General features: G+C 59.7%; 15 protein-coding genes and 2 pseudogenes. 10 read left to right on the plus strand and 7 right to left on the minus strand.

Annotation, left to right across the window (positions count from 1 at the left end):
* Nucleotides 1–99 precede the first annotated feature (99 nt).
* The 4 genes from HAP41_RS44820 to HAP41_RS44835 form a co-directional block, all read right to left on the minus strand.
* Nucleotides 100–1326 (minus strand): IS91 family transposase, encoded by a 1227-nt coding sequence (locus tag HAP41_RS44820; protein ID WP_166053869.1) that lies wholly within the window; start codon nt 1324–1326, stop codon nt 100–102.
* A gap of 20 nt (nt 1327–1346) precedes the next feature.
* On the minus strand, nt 1347–2207 hold the full coding sequence (locus HAP41_RS44825; protein WP_029085027.1) for a tyrosine-type recombinase/integrase: 861 nt from the start codon (nt 2205–2207) through the stop codon (nt 1347–1349).
* Between the two features lie 959 nt (nt 2208–3166).
* A complete protein-coding gene (locus tag HAP41_RS44830) occupies nt 3167–3682 on the minus strand; it encodes a hypothetical protein (RefSeq protein WP_166071946.1) in 516 nt (171 codons plus the stop codon).
* 726 nt (nt 3683–4408) lie between these two features.
* The gene (locus tag HAP41_RS44835) at nt 4409–4564 is read right to left on the minus strand and encodes a hypothetical protein (RefSeq protein WP_166071945.1); all 156 of its coding nucleotides are present in this window, start codon (nt 4562–4564) and stop codon (nt 4409–4411) included.
* Nucleotides 4565–4823: 259 nt separating this feature from the next.
* Here HAP41_RS44835 and HAP41_RS44840 point away from each other — a divergent pair, with 259 nt between their 5' ends.
* The 7 genes and pseudogenes from HAP41_RS44840 to HAP41_RS44875 all read left to right on the plus strand — a co-directional run bounded on the left by HAP41_RS44840 (nt 4824) and on the right by HAP41_RS44875 (nt 11774).
* Nucleotides 4824–6407, plus strand: coding sequence for a carbohydrate porin (locus HAP41_RS44840; protein WP_166071944.1), 1584 nt, complete (start codon nt 4824–4826; stop codon nt 6405–6407).
* Between the two features lie 796 nt (nt 6408–7203).
* Nucleotides 7204–7764: a S10 family serine carboxypeptidase-like protein gene (locus HAP41_RS44850; RefSeq protein WP_414643272.1), complete on the plus strand. Its 561-nt coding sequence runs from the start codon at nt 7204–7206 to the stop codon at nt 7762–7764.
* Nucleotides 7763–8619, plus strand: a pseudogene (locus tag HAP41_RS44855) (IS3 family transposase); the annotation flags it as partial. The gene HAP41_RS44850 and the pseudogene HAP41_RS44855, both read left to right, overlap by 2 nt.
* Nucleotides 8620–9090: 471 nt before the next feature.
* Nucleotides 9091–9294 (plus strand): hypothetical protein, encoded by a 204-nt coding sequence (locus tag HAP41_RS44860; protein ID WP_166071943.1) that lies wholly within the window; start codon nt 9091–9093, stop codon nt 9292–9294.
* A gap of 571 nt (nt 9295–9865) precedes the next feature.
* Nucleotides 9866–10315, plus strand: coding sequence for a hypothetical protein (locus tag HAP41_RS44865; RefSeq protein WP_224580568.1), 450 nt, complete (start codon nt 9866–9868; stop codon nt 10313–10315).
* A gap of 55 nt (nt 10316–10370) precedes the next feature.
* Nucleotides 10371–10700, plus strand: coding sequence for a hypothetical protein (locus HAP41_RS44870; protein ID WP_224580567.1), 330 nt, complete (start codon nt 10371–10373; stop codon nt 10698–10700).
* A gap of 960 nt (nt 10701–11660) precedes the next feature.
* Complete coding sequence (locus HAP41_RS44875) at nt 11661–11774, plus strand: TIR domain-containing protein (protein WP_231169030.1); 114 nt, start codon at nt 11661–11663, stop codon at nt 11772–11774.
* 180 nt (nt 11775–11954) lie between these two features.
* Here the strand turns inward: HAP41_RS44875 and HAP41_RS44880 are convergent, their stop codons facing one another.
* The 3 genes and pseudogenes from HAP41_RS44880 to HAP41_RS44890 all read right to left on the minus strand — a co-directional run bounded on the left by HAP41_RS44880 (nt 11955) and on the right by HAP41_RS44890 (nt 13700).
* The gene (locus tag HAP41_RS44880) at nt 11955–12236 is read right to left on the minus strand and encodes a Fic family protein (RefSeq protein WP_224580565.1); all 282 of its coding nucleotides are present in this window, start codon (nt 12234–12236) and stop codon (nt 11955–11957) included.
* Nucleotides 12233–12673: a Fic family protein gene (locus HAP41_RS44885; RefSeq protein WP_224580564.1), complete on the minus strand. Its 441-nt coding sequence runs from the start codon at nt 12671–12673 to the stop codon at nt 12233–12235. The genes HAP41_RS44880 and HAP41_RS44885 overlap by 4 nt, the downstream gene beginning before the upstream one ends.
* Nucleotides 12674–12864: 191 nt before the next feature.
* A pseudogene (locus HAP41_RS44890) lies at nt 12865–13700 on the minus strand (IS5 family transposase).
* A gap of 289 nt (nt 13701–13989) precedes the next feature.
* Between HAP41_RS44890 and HAP41_RS44895 the strand changes: the two are divergent.
* The 3 genes from HAP41_RS44895 to HAP41_RS44905 all read left to right on the plus strand — a co-directional run bounded on the left by HAP41_RS44895 (nt 13990) and on the right by HAP41_RS44905 (nt 17941).
* Nucleotides 13990–14214, plus strand: a complete 225-nt coding sequence (locus tag HAP41_RS44895) for a hypothetical protein (RefSeq protein ID WP_166071942.1) — start codon at nt 13990–13992, stop codon at nt 14212–14214.
* 1179 nt (nt 14215–15393) lie between these two features.
* On the plus strand, nt 15394–16152 hold the full coding sequence (locus HAP41_RS44900; protein WP_166071941.1) for a glucose 1-dehydrogenase: 759 nt from the start codon (nt 15394–15396) through the stop codon (nt 16150–16152).
* Between the two features lie 43 nt (nt 16153–16195).
* Entirely contained in the window at nt 16196–17941 is a 1746-nt protein-coding gene (locus tag HAP41_RS44905; protein ID WP_166071940.1) for an oleate hydratase, read from the plus strand.
* Nucleotides 17942–18052: the final 111 nt, after the last annotated feature.

The following is an 18052-nucleotide window of genomic DNA, read 5'->3' on the forward strand; positions in this document are numbered from 1 at the left end:
TCGCGCAGTGTGACAGCACGGATTCGACATCGTCCGCGATGATCGAGACGCTGGGAGCGAAATGACGAATGATGATCGTCGTGCACGACATGACTTGGCTCACGATGTGTCGCATCGGAACGGTGATGTTCGAGGGCTGGGGCGTCTGAAGCTATGTCGAAAGCGCTCAATGATGCGCATGACGCCACCACAATCGGGACAGGCAGGAACCTCGGCCCAGGTTTGAGCCTCCGAATCCACAGGCGACGGCTGGCCATCGTTTGGGGCTGTTCGCTCATGATCGAGAAGTTCGCGGCAAAGGGCGAGCTTGGCAGCGCGATGGCGGTTGGCCATGAAGCCGAAGTGGCGGATGCGGTGGAAGCCGTCAGGCGGCGTATGAAGCAGGAAACGGCGAATGAACTCATCGGGCTTGAGATTCATGATCTTTGTCGCGCTGTTTTGGCGATAGTCCTTCCATGAGAAGGCGACATGATCGTCGTCGAGTGCGACGAGCCGGCTGTTGGCGATCGCGACGCGATGGGTGTAGCGGCCGAGATAGGCCAGGACCTGTGCGGGTCCGCCGAAGGGCCGCTTGGCGTAAACAACCCAGTTGATGCGTCGCATGGCGTCGAGGTGGGCCGCAAAGGCAGCCGGCTCGGCCAGAGCTCCGAGATCGCCGAAGAAACGCAAGGCACCGGAGTTGAAGGCTGCCGACAGACGTTTGAGAAAAAGTGTGCGAAATAGTCTGGACAACGGTTTGACGGCCAGGAAGAAGTTCGGTCGGCAAGCGGTCCAGCGCGCGCCATCGGGCGAGAGGCCGCCACCCGGAACGACGCAATGGACGTGGGGATGATGCATCAGCGTCTGTCCCCAGGTGTGGAGGACGGCGACGCCGCCGATCGCACCGCCGAGCCGGCGTGGATTGGCGGCGAGCGTCGTCATCGCCTCGGCGGCAGCCTTGAACAGGATGGCATAGACGACGGCCTTGTTCTGGAAAGCGATCGCGGCGATCGGTGCGGGAAGTGTAAAGACGACGTGGAAATAGGGAACCGGAAGCAGGTCGGCTTGACGCGCGGCGAGCCACGCGGCTCGGGCTCTCCCCTGACACTTCGGACAGTGCCGATTGCGGCAGGAATTATAGGCAACGCGTGTCGTGCCGCAGTCGTCGCAAGCCTGCATGTGGCCGCCGAGCGCCTCGGTCCGGCACGCAACGATCGCGCTCATCACGCGCCGCTCGACCCGCCCCAGATGACCGGCATGTACACGGCGATAGGCGTCGCCATGCCGGCGCAGAATATCGGCAATCTCGATGGCGGGCCTGTTGGAGCGGATGTCGGAGCGGGTCATGACCCGCATCCCGCTGCGGGTCATCCAGGTGGCGTCACCTCCAGCGACAGGCGATCGAGCGGGCTCTGCGTCGCTCGGATCGTATCGGTGGCGACCTGCGTGTAGCGCGCTGTCGACGACAAATTATTGTGCCCGAGCAAGACCTGGATGATCCGGATATCGGTTCCGTTCTCGAGAAGATGTGTCGCGAAGCTGTGGCGCAGCGTGTGCAGCGTGACGCGCTTGGTCAGGCCCGCAGCCTTCACCGCCGACCGGCAGGCGGCATGCAGCACGGTCTGATCGATCGGATGATCTTCGTCACGACCAGGGAACAGATAAAGCCGCGGCCGGGCGAGCCGCCAGTAGGTGCGCAGGATGCCCAGCAGCTGGGGCGACAGCATCACGTTGCGATCCTTCGCGCCCTTGCCGTGGCGCACCTGGATGACGCCGCGGGCGCTGTCGATGTCTTCGATCCGCAGTCCCGCAACCTCCGAGGCCCTGAGCCCGGCCGCATAGGCGGTGGTGAGCGCGGCGCGGCTCTTCAGGCTCGATACCGCTTCAAGAAACTGAACCACTTCGTCGGCGCTGAGAACGACCGGCAGCTTGCGCGGTTCTCGCGCATAGGGAATGCGCTCTGGGATGAGCGCCTCGCCGAGCGTGACGCCGTAGAAAAACCGTAGCGCACAGACGATCTGGTTCAGCGCCGGCCATGAGATGCCGGTCGAGACCAAATGCACCTGGAAGGCGCGGACGTCTTCCAGCTCTAACCGGTCAGGCGATCGGCCAAAATAGCGGCTGAACTTCGAAACCGCGCTGATGTAGGATCTTTGCGTCGCCGGCGACAGATTGCGGACGGTCATGTCTTCGATCATGCGGCGGCGAAGAGGGCTCAAATCGGCCATCTCGATACTCCTGTCTGAGGGGGTGGGCTCCAACACCCACATCCTCTCAGCCAGGAGGCGATCTATGCCACCTTGCCCCCTACGCCGCGGCAGCGGCTTCGTTCAATCCACAATCGAATTTGCAGGCTTTGGCGGTCTTTACCTCCCAATCCCTGCAATCTCAAACCGTCTCAAATCCGAAAAACAGACTCTCGCTCAATCGCTTAGAGCCTTGTTCACGGACGACTACCTACTGCCCGGCAACAATCCCTTCTATGAGCCATGAACTGGGAGCAGGACTTCAACTTAAACGCCATGGTCTCAGCGTGGCGCGTTGGATCGCTTCCATTTCCGACGCTCAGCGCGACGCTTATACGCGGCCCGCAAAGCCATGCGGCTACACGGCGTCGATGCCAACCTTTGGACCCAGACGCAGCGGTGACCTCCACCGACAGGCTGTGCTGCGATGGGTCGCGCGCAAGGCCAGGATCGTCGTGCAACGCGGACTCTCTATACGGAAGATTCACGCGATACGGAAGATTCACGCGAGCCCGCGGGAGACGCGTCCGCGCCCCGGCCGGCGACGGGCTGCCCTGCGAGTTGCCTGGCCCGTTAGATGACCCCGGCATCCTTAGCGCTCTTAGCTTCCGCTGAAAGTCCGTTGGACCCCGCGGTGCTAACCAGTCAAAATCACTGTGCAGAGCCACTAGGATAGTCCAGGTTCGGCGTTGCTCGGGCCCATCATTCAGATCGACAGGCGTTTCGGTTCGGACTTACGGCGGAGGCCGTCCGTAGCGGATCTTCTCGCTGTGATCGCGAAGATCCGGCTGCACTGACGAGACATGTGATGGACGGGGCCAATCCATATCCGGTTTGGGTCGAGGCGGCGCGAGCCAGCTTGACGCGGCGCTCGGCGCGGGCGCCGCCCCGGCGGTGGCGAGGCGGTGAGACAGCGATACGGAGGCGACCGGTCTGTGGTGTCAGCGCTCGCCGATCGATCCTGCGATCAAAGGCGCGCCTCCGACCGAAACAGGACCCTGTGGTTTTGAGCGTCCGATGCGTTTCTTGACGGAGCTCAAGACCGCTTTGTCTGGCGGCAAAGTAGCAGCGGAAGGAGCAGATGGACCAGGCGCCGGAATCTGCAAGATGTCGATTCGCGAAGTCAGTGTGGTGAGCTGATCCAAGATCGCTTGGAGGTCGCCCCGCTGGGCATCGATGTGGCGGGTGAGCCCTGCAATGTCATCGCTCAGCTTCTGCTGCGCCCCCTGTGTCTCGGTCAGGGATGCCCTGTCCTCCGGTGACAGAACCATCGTTGAACCGACTTGCCCAGCGGCAGGCGTTTCGACGAACTCTGCGAGGCTCGATGCAAAATGGGCTGCCGCCGCACCCAGGCCGACGAAGACAACAAGAAACATCAAACCCCAGCGAATGCGCCCTAACGAGCTGTGCAAGAGCGGCCGCAAGTCCGAGGCGGCAGCTTGATCTGTTATCTCCATGGTTCCACGCGCGACTTCCCCGACCCAATAGGCAGCTCGTTGCTGCAATAGCCTGCGATGCTGACGGGCTGCAGCCGCCCGCGCCCCCCGGGCACCATCATTCTCCGCAACCTCTGATTGTCTGCCCTTCGGCTCCAATGTGGGCTCTTTTTCAGCGCAAAAGCCCCCCCTAGCGGGGATCTCCTACATCCTACCGTCGGCAGCGGCGTACTGCTTCGCGTCTTTGCGAGCAACGGGGCACCATTTTCTCACGATTCACAAGATCCTTGCAGATTTTCTCACCCTGCTGCGGCCGAATACGAACCGCGCCAACTCGCCGGAGTGCGTTGTGACGGAAACTCAGCCCTGCCAGCTAGCCACCTCAGCACTGGGCGCCATGCCATTGGACCGGCAGCCATTGCAACTACCAATCTCGGCAGGTTGATCGAGACGATGGACAGCTGGCAAGCGTGGCCATCGAACGCCCCACGGGTCATTTGTCAAGGAACTCGGAATGCACCATAGATCTGGCCGCGCTAATGGAGCTGACGGATTCGCCAACTGCCCTGCGGCAGCGATCAAAGCTGCTCGAATGCTATTTTCTCCGTTCTCCTGCGCCAGCTCGCAGAACACTCTGCCACGATCGCCGGGGGCTCAGACGGCAACATTTTCCAGACCTCGCGCCCGTCGATTGCCTCGTCTTTCGGTGACCGAGCTGCCAACAAAGCTTCATGATGCCTGCCCTCGTCACCGGCGGGGTTGCTTTTCGGTGACTACCATTTCGTCGAGAATGACGCCTTCAAACACGATGTTCGGCACCATAAGACTCTTCTGCGGCATCACGGAGCACGGTCGCTCGCGATGTCTTGCTGGCAAGGACAGCTGAAGCTCGTTCGTCATCATCACCTCATCGAGCCAGCACGCCGCTCGCGCTCGCGCCACGCATGATGCACAAGCTACGTGCAGGCCAGATCAGCCTCGCCCTCCCCGGGTGACGAGGTTCGGGACGGTTAAAGCCGGTCCCGCTGGGGACATACGACACCTTTTGCTTTTAGAGGTCACCATAGCCTTCAGACTCCAAAGGCTGGGAAGTCCGCTTCTCGGGCAATCAGGCCGAAGCTCGATCCATTCACGGCTCGCAGATAGGGACGCGAAGTACATTATGCGCGATCGCATTGTTTCGGCGATAACGTCTCGAACATCTTCGGCTACGGCGGCACTTGCATACAGCTCGAAGCGACGGGGCCGGGTTGTCGCACTTCCGCTGGCGGCTTGTCTGGTCGGCAATTCAGTTCTGGCAAAAGCCGCTAACGATCTTGATCTCAACAGAGATACTGCAGATCAGGTCACCAAAAGAAGCCGCAGCACCGCTCCCGATCGGAAGACAAGGCTCTCCATCCGCTTGATCAGTAAGGCATCCGGACCCCGTGCCGCGGCGCCGGCAAATGGTCCCAGCATGCCTCTCAAAAAGAGCGGCAGTGCCGATCGGGCTACCCAGACGAGAGCACAAGCGGCGATCGACCCTTTCGCGCGTTTCGAACATCTACGAGAAAAGGGGTTGTGGCTCGCCATACCTGGGCCTTCCGATACGATAGATCAGGACAAGGGCGGCGCCAGATCGGCGCTGGCGGACATCGGCATCGGGTATATCGGCTGGACGCACAACAGCTTTGCAGACAACCAGCTGCCGAATGCAGCCAGAAGCAGCTTCGCAAACCAGCTCTATATGGGACAGAATCCGACATTTGCCACGGCGAACTTCATGATCGTCACCTACGATCTCAGCCGCTTCGGTATTGCTGATGGTCAAATTGCCGTGGGGGCCGAGCAGCAATACTGGACATGGAAGCGCCCGGGGCCTGATCGAGTAGGACTCAACACGCTCGCTTACTACCAAACTTTCCTCGACAGGACACTCGAACTCAAGTTTGGCTATCTTAGAAATCAGAACGAATTCACCGGCACATTGTTCGGAGGAATTTCAGGATCAAACATGTTCGCCCTTTTCCAAGCAGGGATGAGCACCAACGCGGCGCCGACCCCCGCCCTCAACCTGAAGTACAATTTCGATGATCGCTGGTACGACAAAATCTCCGTGCAGCGCTCAATCAGTCCAGATGGACCCTATGCGCATGTAACCGAGAATCCCAGCGGCGTGAACTGGAGCACAGCAAACGCGGGCATTCTTTTCATCGACGAGATTGGCTACAAGAGTAAGGCCGCTCCCGGCGTGCCTGACACGTGGTTGCGGGCAGGCGCTGGTTTCAGCAACAGCCGCTACAAGAATGTAGCGGACCCGGACCGGCAAAGGCATAGCGGCAATAGTTTTCACTACATCGCCGCGGACCGGCAGCTCTGGCAGAGTGACGTCCAGGGGGCACCATCTCGTGGTATCTATGGCGGATTCTCTCTCATGGGAGCACCGCCCGACCTCAACAGAATCAGCCAGTACTACGAGCTTCGCCTTTATGCGAAGGGACCTTTTGATAGTCGGCCCAGTGATCTGATGGCTCTCGTTGCCACCAACACCGTCTGGAGCAAGTTTGCGGTGGATGCTGCTTTGGCCAAGGGCGAGCTCGTGCATCGCGATACAACAGCAATCACGGGAACATACACTGCGTATCTCGCGCCCGGAATATATGCGAGCATCGGCCTGTCATACATCCATAACCCGACGAGCATCACACACACGCCCCAAACGGAGCACGCCCTCGACTTATTGGTGTCTACGTTGATATTCTTCTAGATCATCGCAAGCCTCGTTTTGCTCCTACCTTTTCATGGAGCATGCGACAGCAAGCTTCTCGATTGCGATTCCGATGATTTCGCCTGGCTGTACCGATTTGATCTCGCCCAGGATTCCGAGATGATCTCGCCCATCGCCCGGGTATCGGCGAAGCCGCGAGGTCAATCTAGAATCGCGGCTCGAAGGATTTGGTTTTTTTGCTGCTCCTGCTGTGGGCAGGTGGGCAACGCCCTTCGCGTTGTCCACGCGCGGCGGCATGTCCACGGAGCCCCTCGCTCAGGCCTTTCGGCCGGGCTTGCGGGTTCGCCGCAGGCTCTCGACGCCGGGGGGCCGCAGATCGGCAGGTTGGCGTGGTGGGCGGTCCAGCCGCCTTCGACCAGCATTGCCAGAAGGCTGCGGTCCAGACCGCGCGGAGTGCGATAGTCGATGTCCTCGACGGCGGCCTGCTGCCGCAGCTTGGCGATGTCGACGAAGGGCGTTGGCCATGCCGTGAAGGCCGAGCGCGTTGAGCCGATCAGGGGTCGAACCGCCAACCGGGCGATTGGCGATGGTCGGGCATACGATCTGCACCCGCCGACGGTGGCAACTGCTGACTCTGGTAGGTTTGTTGTTCCCACGCATGAGCTAGTGACTAGACCGTTTTTGACAGACACGCCTCGCGCACCAACAGAGCAAGCCTTGCACAGGAGAACCTCTATGTCGTCGACCGCACTGCGCAGCACCTCTCTTGCGTTGATCCTGTTTGCTTGGGGGATCATGGGGAGCGTGCGGGCAGACGATCTGCCACGGCGCGCTAATGCCACGACGCCGGCCGGCCAGAAGGGCGGCCCCGGCGAACACGCCGGCCAAGCGCCGAAGTACGCCGTCGGCGGCCGAGCAGCATCGCCTGCCGCCGGACTCCAGCACCAGGCAAACGCTTGATCTCCCTGGGCGGACGCTCTCTTTCATCGCGACGGGCGGCTCCATCCGCCTGTTCGACGAGAAGGGTGAACCGGAGGCCGACATCGCCTATACGTCCTATCAGCTTGACGGCGCCGATCGCGGCACGCGCCCGGTAACGTTCTTCTTCAACGGCGGACCGGGCTCATCATCGGCCTGGCTGCAGCTTGGCAATGCCGGACCGTGGCGGCTACCGATCAATGCTGACGAGGTCACGCCATCCACTTTTCCGGAGGTGAGGCCAAACGCGGAGACTTGGCTAGATTTCACCGATTTGGTGTTTCTCGACCCCGTGGGCACAAGCTATAGCCGTTTCGTGGGGACCGGCGATGATGTGCGCAAGCGGCTCTTTTCCGTTGACGGCGACGTCAACGCGCTCGCGCTGGTGGTCCGCCGCTGGCTCGAAAAGCATGACTGAGCGCAAAGCGATGATCGACCGCGACCATGATCTGTCTGTCGTGCGCCAGGCGAAGGTCCTGAACCTTGCCCGCAGTACGGTTTACTATGAACCTCGGCCGGTTTCGGCCGAGGACTTGTCTTGATGCTCCGGCTCGATGAGCTGCACCTCGATTATCCCTTCGCAGGGGGGCGCATGCTGCGATCGCTGTTGCAGCGTGAGGGCATGCAGGTTGGCCGCCGCCACGTCGGGACGCTCGCGACGCTGATGAAGCGCATGGGGATCGAGGCGATCTATCGCCGTCCGAACACGAGCAAGCCCGCACCGGGCCACAAGATCTACCCGTACCTATTGCGCGGATTGAAGATCGAGCGGCCGAACCAGGTCTGGGCAATGGACATCAGCTACATTCCGATGCGACGTGGATTCGTTTACCTCGCCGCGGTCGTCGATGTGTTCAGCCGAAGGGTATTGGTCCATCGCGTATCGATCACGATGGAGACGATATTCTGCGTCGAAGCGCTCCAGGAGGCGTTGGCGAAGCACGGCAGGCCCGAGATCTTCTTCAACACGGATCAGGGTAGCCAGTTCACCAGCCTCGACTTCACCGGCGTGCTGCTGGACGCGAACATCGCCATCAGCATGGACGGCAAGGGTGCCTGGCGCGACAACGTGTTCGTCGAGCGGCTGTGGCGCACTGTCAAATACGAGGAAGTCTATCTGCGTGCTTACGACAGCGTGCTCGAGGCGCGAGCATCGATTTCCAAATATCTGGCGTTCTACAATCGAGGACGTATCGCACGCCGATGGCGGTCTGGCGCGAACGGATGCAGGCCGCGAAGGCTGTGGACATGGTGGACAACGCTGACGCGTTGACCACATGCCCACAGCAGCAACAGCAGCAGACAGTGTCTCTGGCAGCGTGATAGGAAGTAATCAGGAGCGGTCAGTTTCCAACTAACAAACCGGCTCAAGCGGCCCCGCTCCGCGGGTCCATTTCATCGCCCAGCGCGGCCGTTGAAACCTACGATGTCACCGATTCGAACGGCATGCCATTCATACGGGCGCGGATATTCGGTGTCAGAGATGGCCCTTTTTGTTGTGGCCCAAGTGACGAGCAGCGCGCACTGCGGAATTTGCCGCAATGGGAAATAGATCATTCACTGGCTGCGATTCAGTATTGGGCTGAAATCATTAAGGTCATACCGGGTCAATCGCCGGCCATCGTCAACGTCGCCGGGATTGCCATTGACAACGCATGGGCCTCTATCCAATCGTCACCCGATAGCGGCAACAAGGTGCAGGCGGCACTCACGAGGCGGCTCGCTGACCTACGGGGCGCTTGGCATGGTTGCGATCGGACAGATGGGGTTTTCAGCCGAAGCATACATCCCTTCGCAATTGCCGATGACGCGAAAGATAGGTCTCGCACCCGTTATGATTTATGAGATCGCCCATCAGATGGGAATCGTCAGTACTATTGACGGCCACGAAGCATCGCCGCATTTCGCCCGAAGCGATAAACGGCTGGACGGACCATTTGCACGATGACAATGGCAAACAAGCCAAGCCGGGACAAGCGATCTATTGCTCCGGCTGCGCCAACCTGCGAGCTGACAACGTTTTCGACCTGCGCCGCGGGCTATTTCGCCGGGAAGCATATGAGTGAAGTGCTGGCCGGCGCCATGCCCGGTATTCCGGTGCAGGCGATGCATGAGGACGCGTCGCCGGATGCAGCCTTCGTCTCGCATAGCGAGCTCAAGAACAGCTTAATGAGCCACCAGCGATACCGGAATTACACACCCTTCATGGAGGCGGAGTTTGGCCGCGTTGCAGGATATCGGCTATACCATCGATCGGCGCAAGTTGTTCGGTTACTCCATCTACGGCAACGGTCAGAGTCTGATTAGCGATAACCCCTTCTTCGCTCGCAACACTGAAGGAACCGCGTATCTCCCAAATACATACAACACGGCGATGCTCGGACTGGGGCTGCATGTCTATGGCCGCGACAACACTGTGGTCCAGCGCGCCGGCCTGCTTTCGGAAGGAACGGGGAGCGCTGGCATCCGCGTCGATGGCGAAGCCAATCGGATAACAATCCCGCCGGGGACCCGCGTCCATGCGGACGGCGATGTTCGCCTATGGCAAGGGTCACTCGCTTACTCAGCGTGGCGACGTGCAGGCGCTCGGCGAGCATGGCATCGCAGCAAGCTTCGACTTTGGCAACAATGCGATGGGCAATCACCGTGAATATCGTGGCTCGTATATTCGCACGATTGGCAATAGCGCGGCCCCGATGCTGAACGAAATCGACGGTCCGCTCGTCAACACATTCGATCTGACCGGGCGCCTGGCTGGCAGTTACGCCGCGATGTACATGTCGAACAGTGGTTATGTGGGCGAGATCAACGTGATGCGTGGCGCAACGCTGTCAGGGGACATCCTGTCTGATTACGCCCAACTTGACGAGAAGGGTTCGCCGCGCCTGACCAAATTGACGCTCGGTATGACGCCTGACACATGGTCACACAACGGGACAGCCCGACGCAAGCTTTGCGACCCGCTATGAAGGTAACATCATTGGACGCAACAACCTGTCGCTGCAGTTGTCCGGCGGCGTCGCGTTGTTTACTGGCAATCACGAAGTGTACGACGCAACTGTCGCGCAACACGCAACCCTGTCCGGTAACGGCAGTTATCTGCTCAATACCGATGGCCGCTTCACCAATAGCGGGGCTGTCGCGCCGCTCATCGATGGTCGTGACAACAACATAACGGTGAATGGGGGCTATCTGCAAACGTCCACCGGGCGCTTGCAGCTCGCGGTGAACGATACTGGTGCGTTCAGCCGCCTCGTGGTGAACGGAGGTGCGGCGCTCGACGGTACCCTCGCGATTATGCCGCAGCGTGGCTGGTATGGCAATGATTTCAGCGTCTGGCTCTCGGGGCCATAGGTCAGGACTCAGATTGCCGTAATCAACCAGCGCCTTATCCGTGGTGCTTTTCTCCGAGAAGTCTTGATAGCCGGTCGCTCGAGCAGGCGATGTCTGGCTCCTTAGTCGGCTATTCACTCCCTGGCATTTAATCCAAACGTCTGGTCGGCTGGACAAGTTTGTTGTTTGCAGCGCCAGTTGTCGAAGAGGTGCACCAAAGCTGAAAATTATCTCTGGATGAAAACTAGCGCCGTATTGGTCGAGGCGTCGCCAAGGCTGATTCCGGGAAAATTCGGCAAGCGCCAGTGCCTCAGTTTGAGATTGTCTGGCTTCCTACCTGCTTCTTGCACACGCGGCGCAACCCCGGACGGTCCGCTTGTCGATCCGCGTCAGCACATCCTCCCAGCCAAGCCAGAAGCCTTCGCCGCGGTAGCGACAAGCGTCTTATCAGTTTGGCAAAAAATTTTAGAACAAAAATGGCCAGAATGCGTGACAATGGTTTTCAACTTCTTAGGGACGCGTTAGGCGGGGTGAATATGCGCTTGGTAAGGTTCTGACGCTCGGCGAACGACGTGTTGATTAGGGCCAGATCCGTTGTCCAAGAGGTAGATCTTGATCCGGCCGATGCACTTGGGTGGGCTATGGCCCCCAGATGCGGCCACCGCGAAAATCTGTGTTCAGCATCGCCTAATCAGCATCAAAATAACATCTCGCGCCCGCCGGGAGCCTGGCTACGATATGATATCCGGAGCAACGATTCGGCGGCCAGATCTGGCCTTGACCCCAAGTCCGCGCCGCCGTAGCGCCCCGTCCGAAAGGGCGGGGCGCTTTCCTTTTGCATACGTCCCTTGCGGGGGATTCTAGCAGAGCATCAGATGGGTAGCCGCAACTGTATACTGTCAAACAGGCCTTGGATCGTTGGTCGCGAGCGGTATTGTGGATACGGAAGCAGGCCTTCGATCGCGGGCGCGGCAGAATGTCGTGTTCGAACTCGGCTTCGTTATCGGGAAGTTTGGGGCAGCCAATGTGGCTGCGCTTATGAAGTCGACGGTGGAGAAGCCATCCGACCTTGATGGCATTGCCTATATTTCCTAACGGCCCGGGCACTTCCTTGAAGACTGAGCTTGCACGCGAAATGTATCACATGAAAATCCCCTTCGATACCAAGGCTGTTCTTACAGCTTAGGTAAGCCTCGATCGTGCATCAATCTTGAAGAATGCTCGACGTGATCGATGCCGGCGATGAGGGGGTGATTGGCCGCGACCCAGGCGCGGCTAGGTAGGCTGATCAGTTTGATCTGCATCGCTAAGTCCAAGGGAGTAACTGGTGCTGCGACCGCCTGCGGCGTCTTTTGAATGCCGCTTGATTAAGTCATTAATGTCGCGCGTTGCGGTCGGCTGCGAGAGCTTGGCAATTTTTCCTACTTCGACGAAGTGAGCTTTCCCTGGAAGTCCGTCGAGCAGCCGATTTAGCATCCGTTGCTGGCGATCGCTGAGGTCGCTCGTGGCATGCTTTTCCCAGAACGCTGCCTTCTGCAAGACGCTACCGATGATCATCTCAGCGCCGTCGAAAGCCCGACCCAGGCAACCGAGAAACCAGTCGAGCCAAATGATGATGTCGAGCGTGCCACGTCGGGTTCGCTCAAGGATGTCGTAGTAGGCTTGCGCTCCTTCCGGATTTGCCTGGACATGCTGTAGAAGCGCCGCGTGCTTTGTTCGGAACGCACGAGTGCCAAATCGGCGATCGCACGCCCTATTCGTCCGGTGCCGTCCTCGAAGGAATGGATGGTCACAAACCGCAGATGCGCAAGTGCAGCCGTGATAACAGGGGCCTGGCCTTGCTCGGTGTTGAACCAGTCCAGAAACGCCTTTATCTCGGTCTGAAGCCGCTTGGCAGCCGGCGCTTCAAGGTGAACACGTTCGCGGCCGAGGGTCCCCGACACCACCTGTATTGAACCTGCCTGTTCGGTGCGCCAGCGGAATATTCCGATCATCGTTCTATCGCCACAAGCTCGCCATGGCCAAGGCCGCTTCCAGTCGGCTTCGCGGAGTTCGAGATTCGAGGTCGCTGCTTCGCCTGCGCCGGCTGCCGACGAAGCCTTTACGGCTTCGGCCGTATCGGCCCTCGCGACCGCGTAGGTCACATATCGAAGCCCGCTGTCGTCTTAGAGTCTGTCCGGAAAGATTACCTTGGATTGCATAGCTTTCGCAGCATGAGTCGGATGGAGGCCAGCTTGAGAAAGGCGAGCGCCCTGTGATTGAAGCATTCCCAATCTTTGGACAGTCTTCGGCATCGCCCGAGCCAGGCAAAGGTACGCTCGACGATCCAGCGTTTGGGCAAGACGACGAAACGGTGAGCCTGATCGGAGCGTTTGACGATTTCGAGGTTCACGCGCTTCAGAGCGCTACGCAGCCCCTTCTGGAAATGTGGCCCTTGATATCCGCCGTCGGCGTAGAGCTTCAGAAGAAAGGGATAGAGGCCGAACAACGTTGCCATCAGGAGCACGCCGCCGTCGCGATCCTGGATGTCCGCCGCATGCACGATGGCGTGCATCAAGAGGCCTTGCGTGTCGACGAGAATGTGCCGCTTCTTGCCCTTGATCTTCTTGCCCGCGTCGTAGCCATGGAGATCATGAGGCCCCCTTTTTCAGCGCTTTTCACGCTCTGGCTATCGATGATGGCGGCGGTGGGAGAAGCCTCGCGCTCGGCCCTTTCGCGACATTCGACATAGAGGGCGTGATGAATTTTATCGAGCGTGCCGTTCCAGCTCCACAGATCGAAGTAGCCATACAGCGTCGAGCGCGGCGGCAGGTCCTTGGGGATCGCGCGCCACTGGCAACCTGTGCTCAGGATGTACATCAGCCCGTTGGCAATCTCGCGCAGGTCCACCGTACGCTTGTTGCCGCCGCGCTTGGCCGGCGGGATGCGAGGCGCGATCAGCGCCCACTCCTCGTCGGTCAAGTCGCTCGGATAGCGCAGGCGGCTGCGGTCGTAGCGTGCACGGTTCTCGGTAGTCCACATTGGCGGCGCGTCCCCATCGAATCAGGCCGCTCACCTTGAATCACAACCGATTCATTCGACTCAACATGTTTTGGAACAGACACTTAGACGACGCCAAAGTATCCGTCCTGCCGCCATCAGTTTGTCCGAATTCACGACAGGCGGACTTCACGTCCCTTGCCTGATGTGACCTCCCAACAACGGAAGGTTGCAATTGGCGGCGACCGGAGCGGTCAGTCCGTAAAATCACAGGCTCCTCTTCCATCCGTGCGGCGGATTGCGCTAGTCTGCGACCTGGAGGGAACAGGCCGTGGCGACCAGCTTTGAGCGGATCGACGCTTTCGCACGGCCTGCGATCCTGCCGCGCCTCCGCCATGTGCAGGCATGGCGCCGCGTCCGGCTGCAGCGCCTCCTATCTGATCCCAACATCGCACAGAATGATCCGGGAAGGCTCAAGTCCATCAAAGCCGCACAAAATTGCATGGCCGTCTCCGTGCGCGTCAAAGCCATCCTTACCGGGATCATCGATCGCTAGGGGCGCTGGGAGCGGCGCGGTGTCGAGTGCGCGAGCAATCACCGCATGCGCCGCCTCGTGATATGCGGTGATCTCGCGCTCTTCTAACACTTCGACCGCTTGATTTCCGGAAATTGACAGCGGGACCGTCGACCGAGATTGCTGGGCGTAGCTTAGACGCGCGCATCCGCGTGATGGCGGAGAGCTTCCGTTCTGGATGCAGCCGCGGTGTTGCCCTACTCGCTTCAAGCTTTGCCAGCGCGGCAAGTACGGTGCCGGTTGCGAGTTAGCCTTCAGACCATCTCCTCAGCGCCTCTATGGCGTTCTCCAAAGCCTTTTCATAGCATACTCTCCACGGGCGGCCTGCGGAAAAGCGCGCGGGCGGGTGGAAGGGCCACCCGCGCTAGTTTACGCTTCGAAGAGGCTTTGCTGTCCCATGGAGGTTGCGCGAGCATATGAGCAGCCGAGCCATACATGCGTCAGCAACCAGCGTGCCAAACCATCGTACCGGCATTCCGCTTGAACAGAGACAAAACGCTGCGCTTTGCGCCTCGATTGCAGTTCCCCACATGCATGTCATCGACCGGACATAGCTGAGCGAGCTCAGACGTGCAGGGATGCAACGGGGCCACGCAGCGCCGATGACGGTTAATCCAGGTCTTTCATCGTGTCGAAACTGGCAGCAAAACGTGCCTGCGCTGCCGATGCTTGCGGGGGCGTCACGATCGACATGAAGCCGCTGTAAATAGGGCCGGGTGCAAACATCACGACGTTCGCAAGTCGGAAAGAGAACAAAACCCACACAAAACAATGCGAACTCTGGACCATTTTTTGGCACGAAGAATGCAGACCTTGGATATGCCCAGGGGCGCCCTCCCCTGGACATGGCCACCATCGCAGCTTGAGGCCGTGGCTGGCCACTTGAGGTTAGCGGCGCGTGATATCGACGAGGGACAGTGCCTGTGCATGACTCACGCGGGCACCTGCGTCACGTCGCCGCTAACTTCTGTCCGCCGCCAACAGCGCCTCAATGGTTGGTCCGCTTAGCATGGACGTGTCGATAAGAAGGCACCCGCGATTCGCACAGAGCATTCCGCACATTCTCGACACCTCGCGCGTCATAACGGATGACCCTCGCGTTCCTCTTCGACGTCTGGAAGACGCTGCACCGCCATTGATCAACGGAACGGGTCGACGACTATGGGACGTGTGAACGACAAGGTCATTCTGGTGACCGGCGGGGCTCGCGGAATGGGGGCAGCTAATGCGCGCCTGCTGGTGGCTGAGGGGGCCAGGGTCGTGATCACTGATATTCTTCATACAGAAGGAGAGGCTCTCGCGGCTCAACTTGGCAATTCGACCATCTATATGCCTCAGGACGTTACCCAGCCGAAGCAGTGGGCCGAGGCGGTCGCAAGCGCCGAAGGGCGCTTCGGCGCGCTCCACGGGCTGGTCAACAACGCCGCGATCGCCAACATAGCCCCTATTGAGCAGTTCTCGCTCGATCAGTGGAACAAGACCCTTGCCGTCAATCTAACCGGCGTATTCCTCGGAATGCAGGCAGCCCTACCGGCCATCCGGCGCGCGGGCGGAGGTTCGATCGTCAACGTCTCGTCCGTCGAGGGACTGCGGGGCAGTGCCGGACTCCACGCCTATGTCGCTTCGAAGTTCGGCGTGCGGGGCATAACCAAGTCCGCTGCACTGGAAGCCGCGGCCTCGGGAGTCCGCATCAACTCGATCCATCCCGGCTTCATTGCCACCCCGATGACCGAGAGCTTCGAGTCCTCCCTTTTTCCCGTTCCACTCGGGCGGGCAGCCGAGCCGCAGGAAGTATCGCAGGTCGTCTTGTTCCTCCTCAGCGACGAGTCCAGCTACCTTACCGGTTCGGAGGTCGTCATCGATGGAGGTCTGACGGTCGGCGTCCCGCGCAAATGCCTGGCGCCCGAGAACCTCTTTTGATTAACCTGACTGAATGTCCAATCTAGTCGGATAGAATGTTGCGATGTACTACGGTAGCGGAAATTACGAAGCCTTTGCCCGCCCTCGCAAACCCGAAGGTGTGGACAACAAGACTGCGTGGTTCGTCGGTGCGGGCCTGGCGGCGCTTTCCGGTGCGGCCTTCCTGATCCGCGATGGCCATATGCGTGGCGACCGGATCACCATCCTCGAACGGCTGAAGATACCGGGTGGGGCTCTCGACGGTAACCAAGACCTAGGAAGGGGCTTCGTGGTCCGGGGAGGCCGCGAGATGGAGGATCATTTCGAGTGCCTATGGGACTTGTTCCGGTCGATCCCTTCGCTGGAAACTGAAGGTGCCAGCGTGCTCGACGAATTCTACTGGTTGAGCAAGGATGATCCGAACTACTCGCTGCAACGGGCGACGGTGAACCAGGGACAGGACGCGCACACCGACGGCCTTTTCACTCTGAGCGAAAAGGCGGAAAAGGAATTGATCGCCGTCTTTCTTGCCTCCCGTGAGGAGATGGAGAACAGTCGTATCGACGAAGTGTTCGGGAAAGAGTTTTTCAGCAGCAATTTTTGGCTCTATTGGTGGACGATGTTCGCCTTTACGGAGTGGCATTCTGCCCTGGAGATGAAGCTTTATCTGGATCGGTTCATCCATCATATCGGGGGCCTGCCGGATTTCAGCGCGCTGAAGTTTACCAGGTACAATCAGTATGAAGCGCTGGTTCTACCGTTGTGCAAATGGCTGTTGGAGCAGGGCGTCAACTTCCGCTACGACGTCGAAGTCACTGATGTCGATTTCGACATAAAGGCGGGATGCAAGCAGGCCACGGCTATCCACTGTCTGGAGGGCGGCGTCGCCGGCGGCATCGGCCTTGGCGCCGACGATCTTGTCTTCATGACGATCGGGTCGCTCACCGAAAACTCGGACAAGGCAGACCATCACACGCCCTCCAGGCTCGACGAAGGCCCGGCGCCTGCTTGGGATCTGTGGCGGCGTATTGCGGCCAAGGACGCGGCGTTCGGCCGCCCGGATGTCTTCGGCGGCAATATTCCTGCAACCAAATGGCAATCGGCGACGATCACGACTCTAGATGCGCGCATTCCAGCCTATATCCGCAAGATCGCCAAACGCGATCCGTTCAGCGGCAAGGTCGTCACGGGAGGGATCGTCACGGCGAAGGATTCGAACTGGCTGCTCAGTTGGACTGTAAACCGTCAACCGCATTTCAAGTACCAGCCCAGTAATCAGATCGTCGTCTGGGTCTACTCACTTTTCGTCGACGAGCCTGGCGACTACGTGAACAAGCCGATGCAAGATTGCACGGGCGAGGAAATCACGCAGGAATGGTTGCATCACCTCGGCGTGCCGGTCGAGGACATACCGGGACTCGCCGCGATGGCCGCAAAAACTGTGCCGGTGATGATGCCCTACGTCACCTCTCTCTTCATGCCGCGGCAGGCGGGTGATCGACCAAATGTTGTGCCCAAAGGCGCCATCAATTTTGCCTTCATCGGCCAGTTTGCTGAGTCGGCGGAGCGCGATTGCGTCTTCACGACCGAATACTCAGTGCGCACGGCGATGGAGGCCGTCTACACGCTCCTCAACGTCGAACGTGGTGTGCCAGAGGTGTTCAATTCGACCTATGATATCCGCAAGCTGCTTGCGGCAATCGGCAGACTGCGCGACGGCAAGGAAATCCGAATTCCCGGTCCGGCGCTCTTGCGCGACCTAATGCTGAAGAATATCGGCGCTACCGAACCCGGCAAGACTGCTCAGTGAGGGCTTTGTGCGTTCGCCTGCCTTGTTGCAGCTGGAGAGCTCGTTCTCCACGGCCCGTACGAGTGTGAATTGCAAGGGGCAAGCCCTTCGTCGAGTGTCGAAGGCGACACA

Source organism: Bradyrhizobium barranii subsp. apii (assembly GCF_011516635.5).
Lineage (GTDB): Bacteria > Pseudomonadota > Alphaproteobacteria > Rhizobiales > Xanthobacteraceae > Bradyrhizobium > Bradyrhizobium barranii.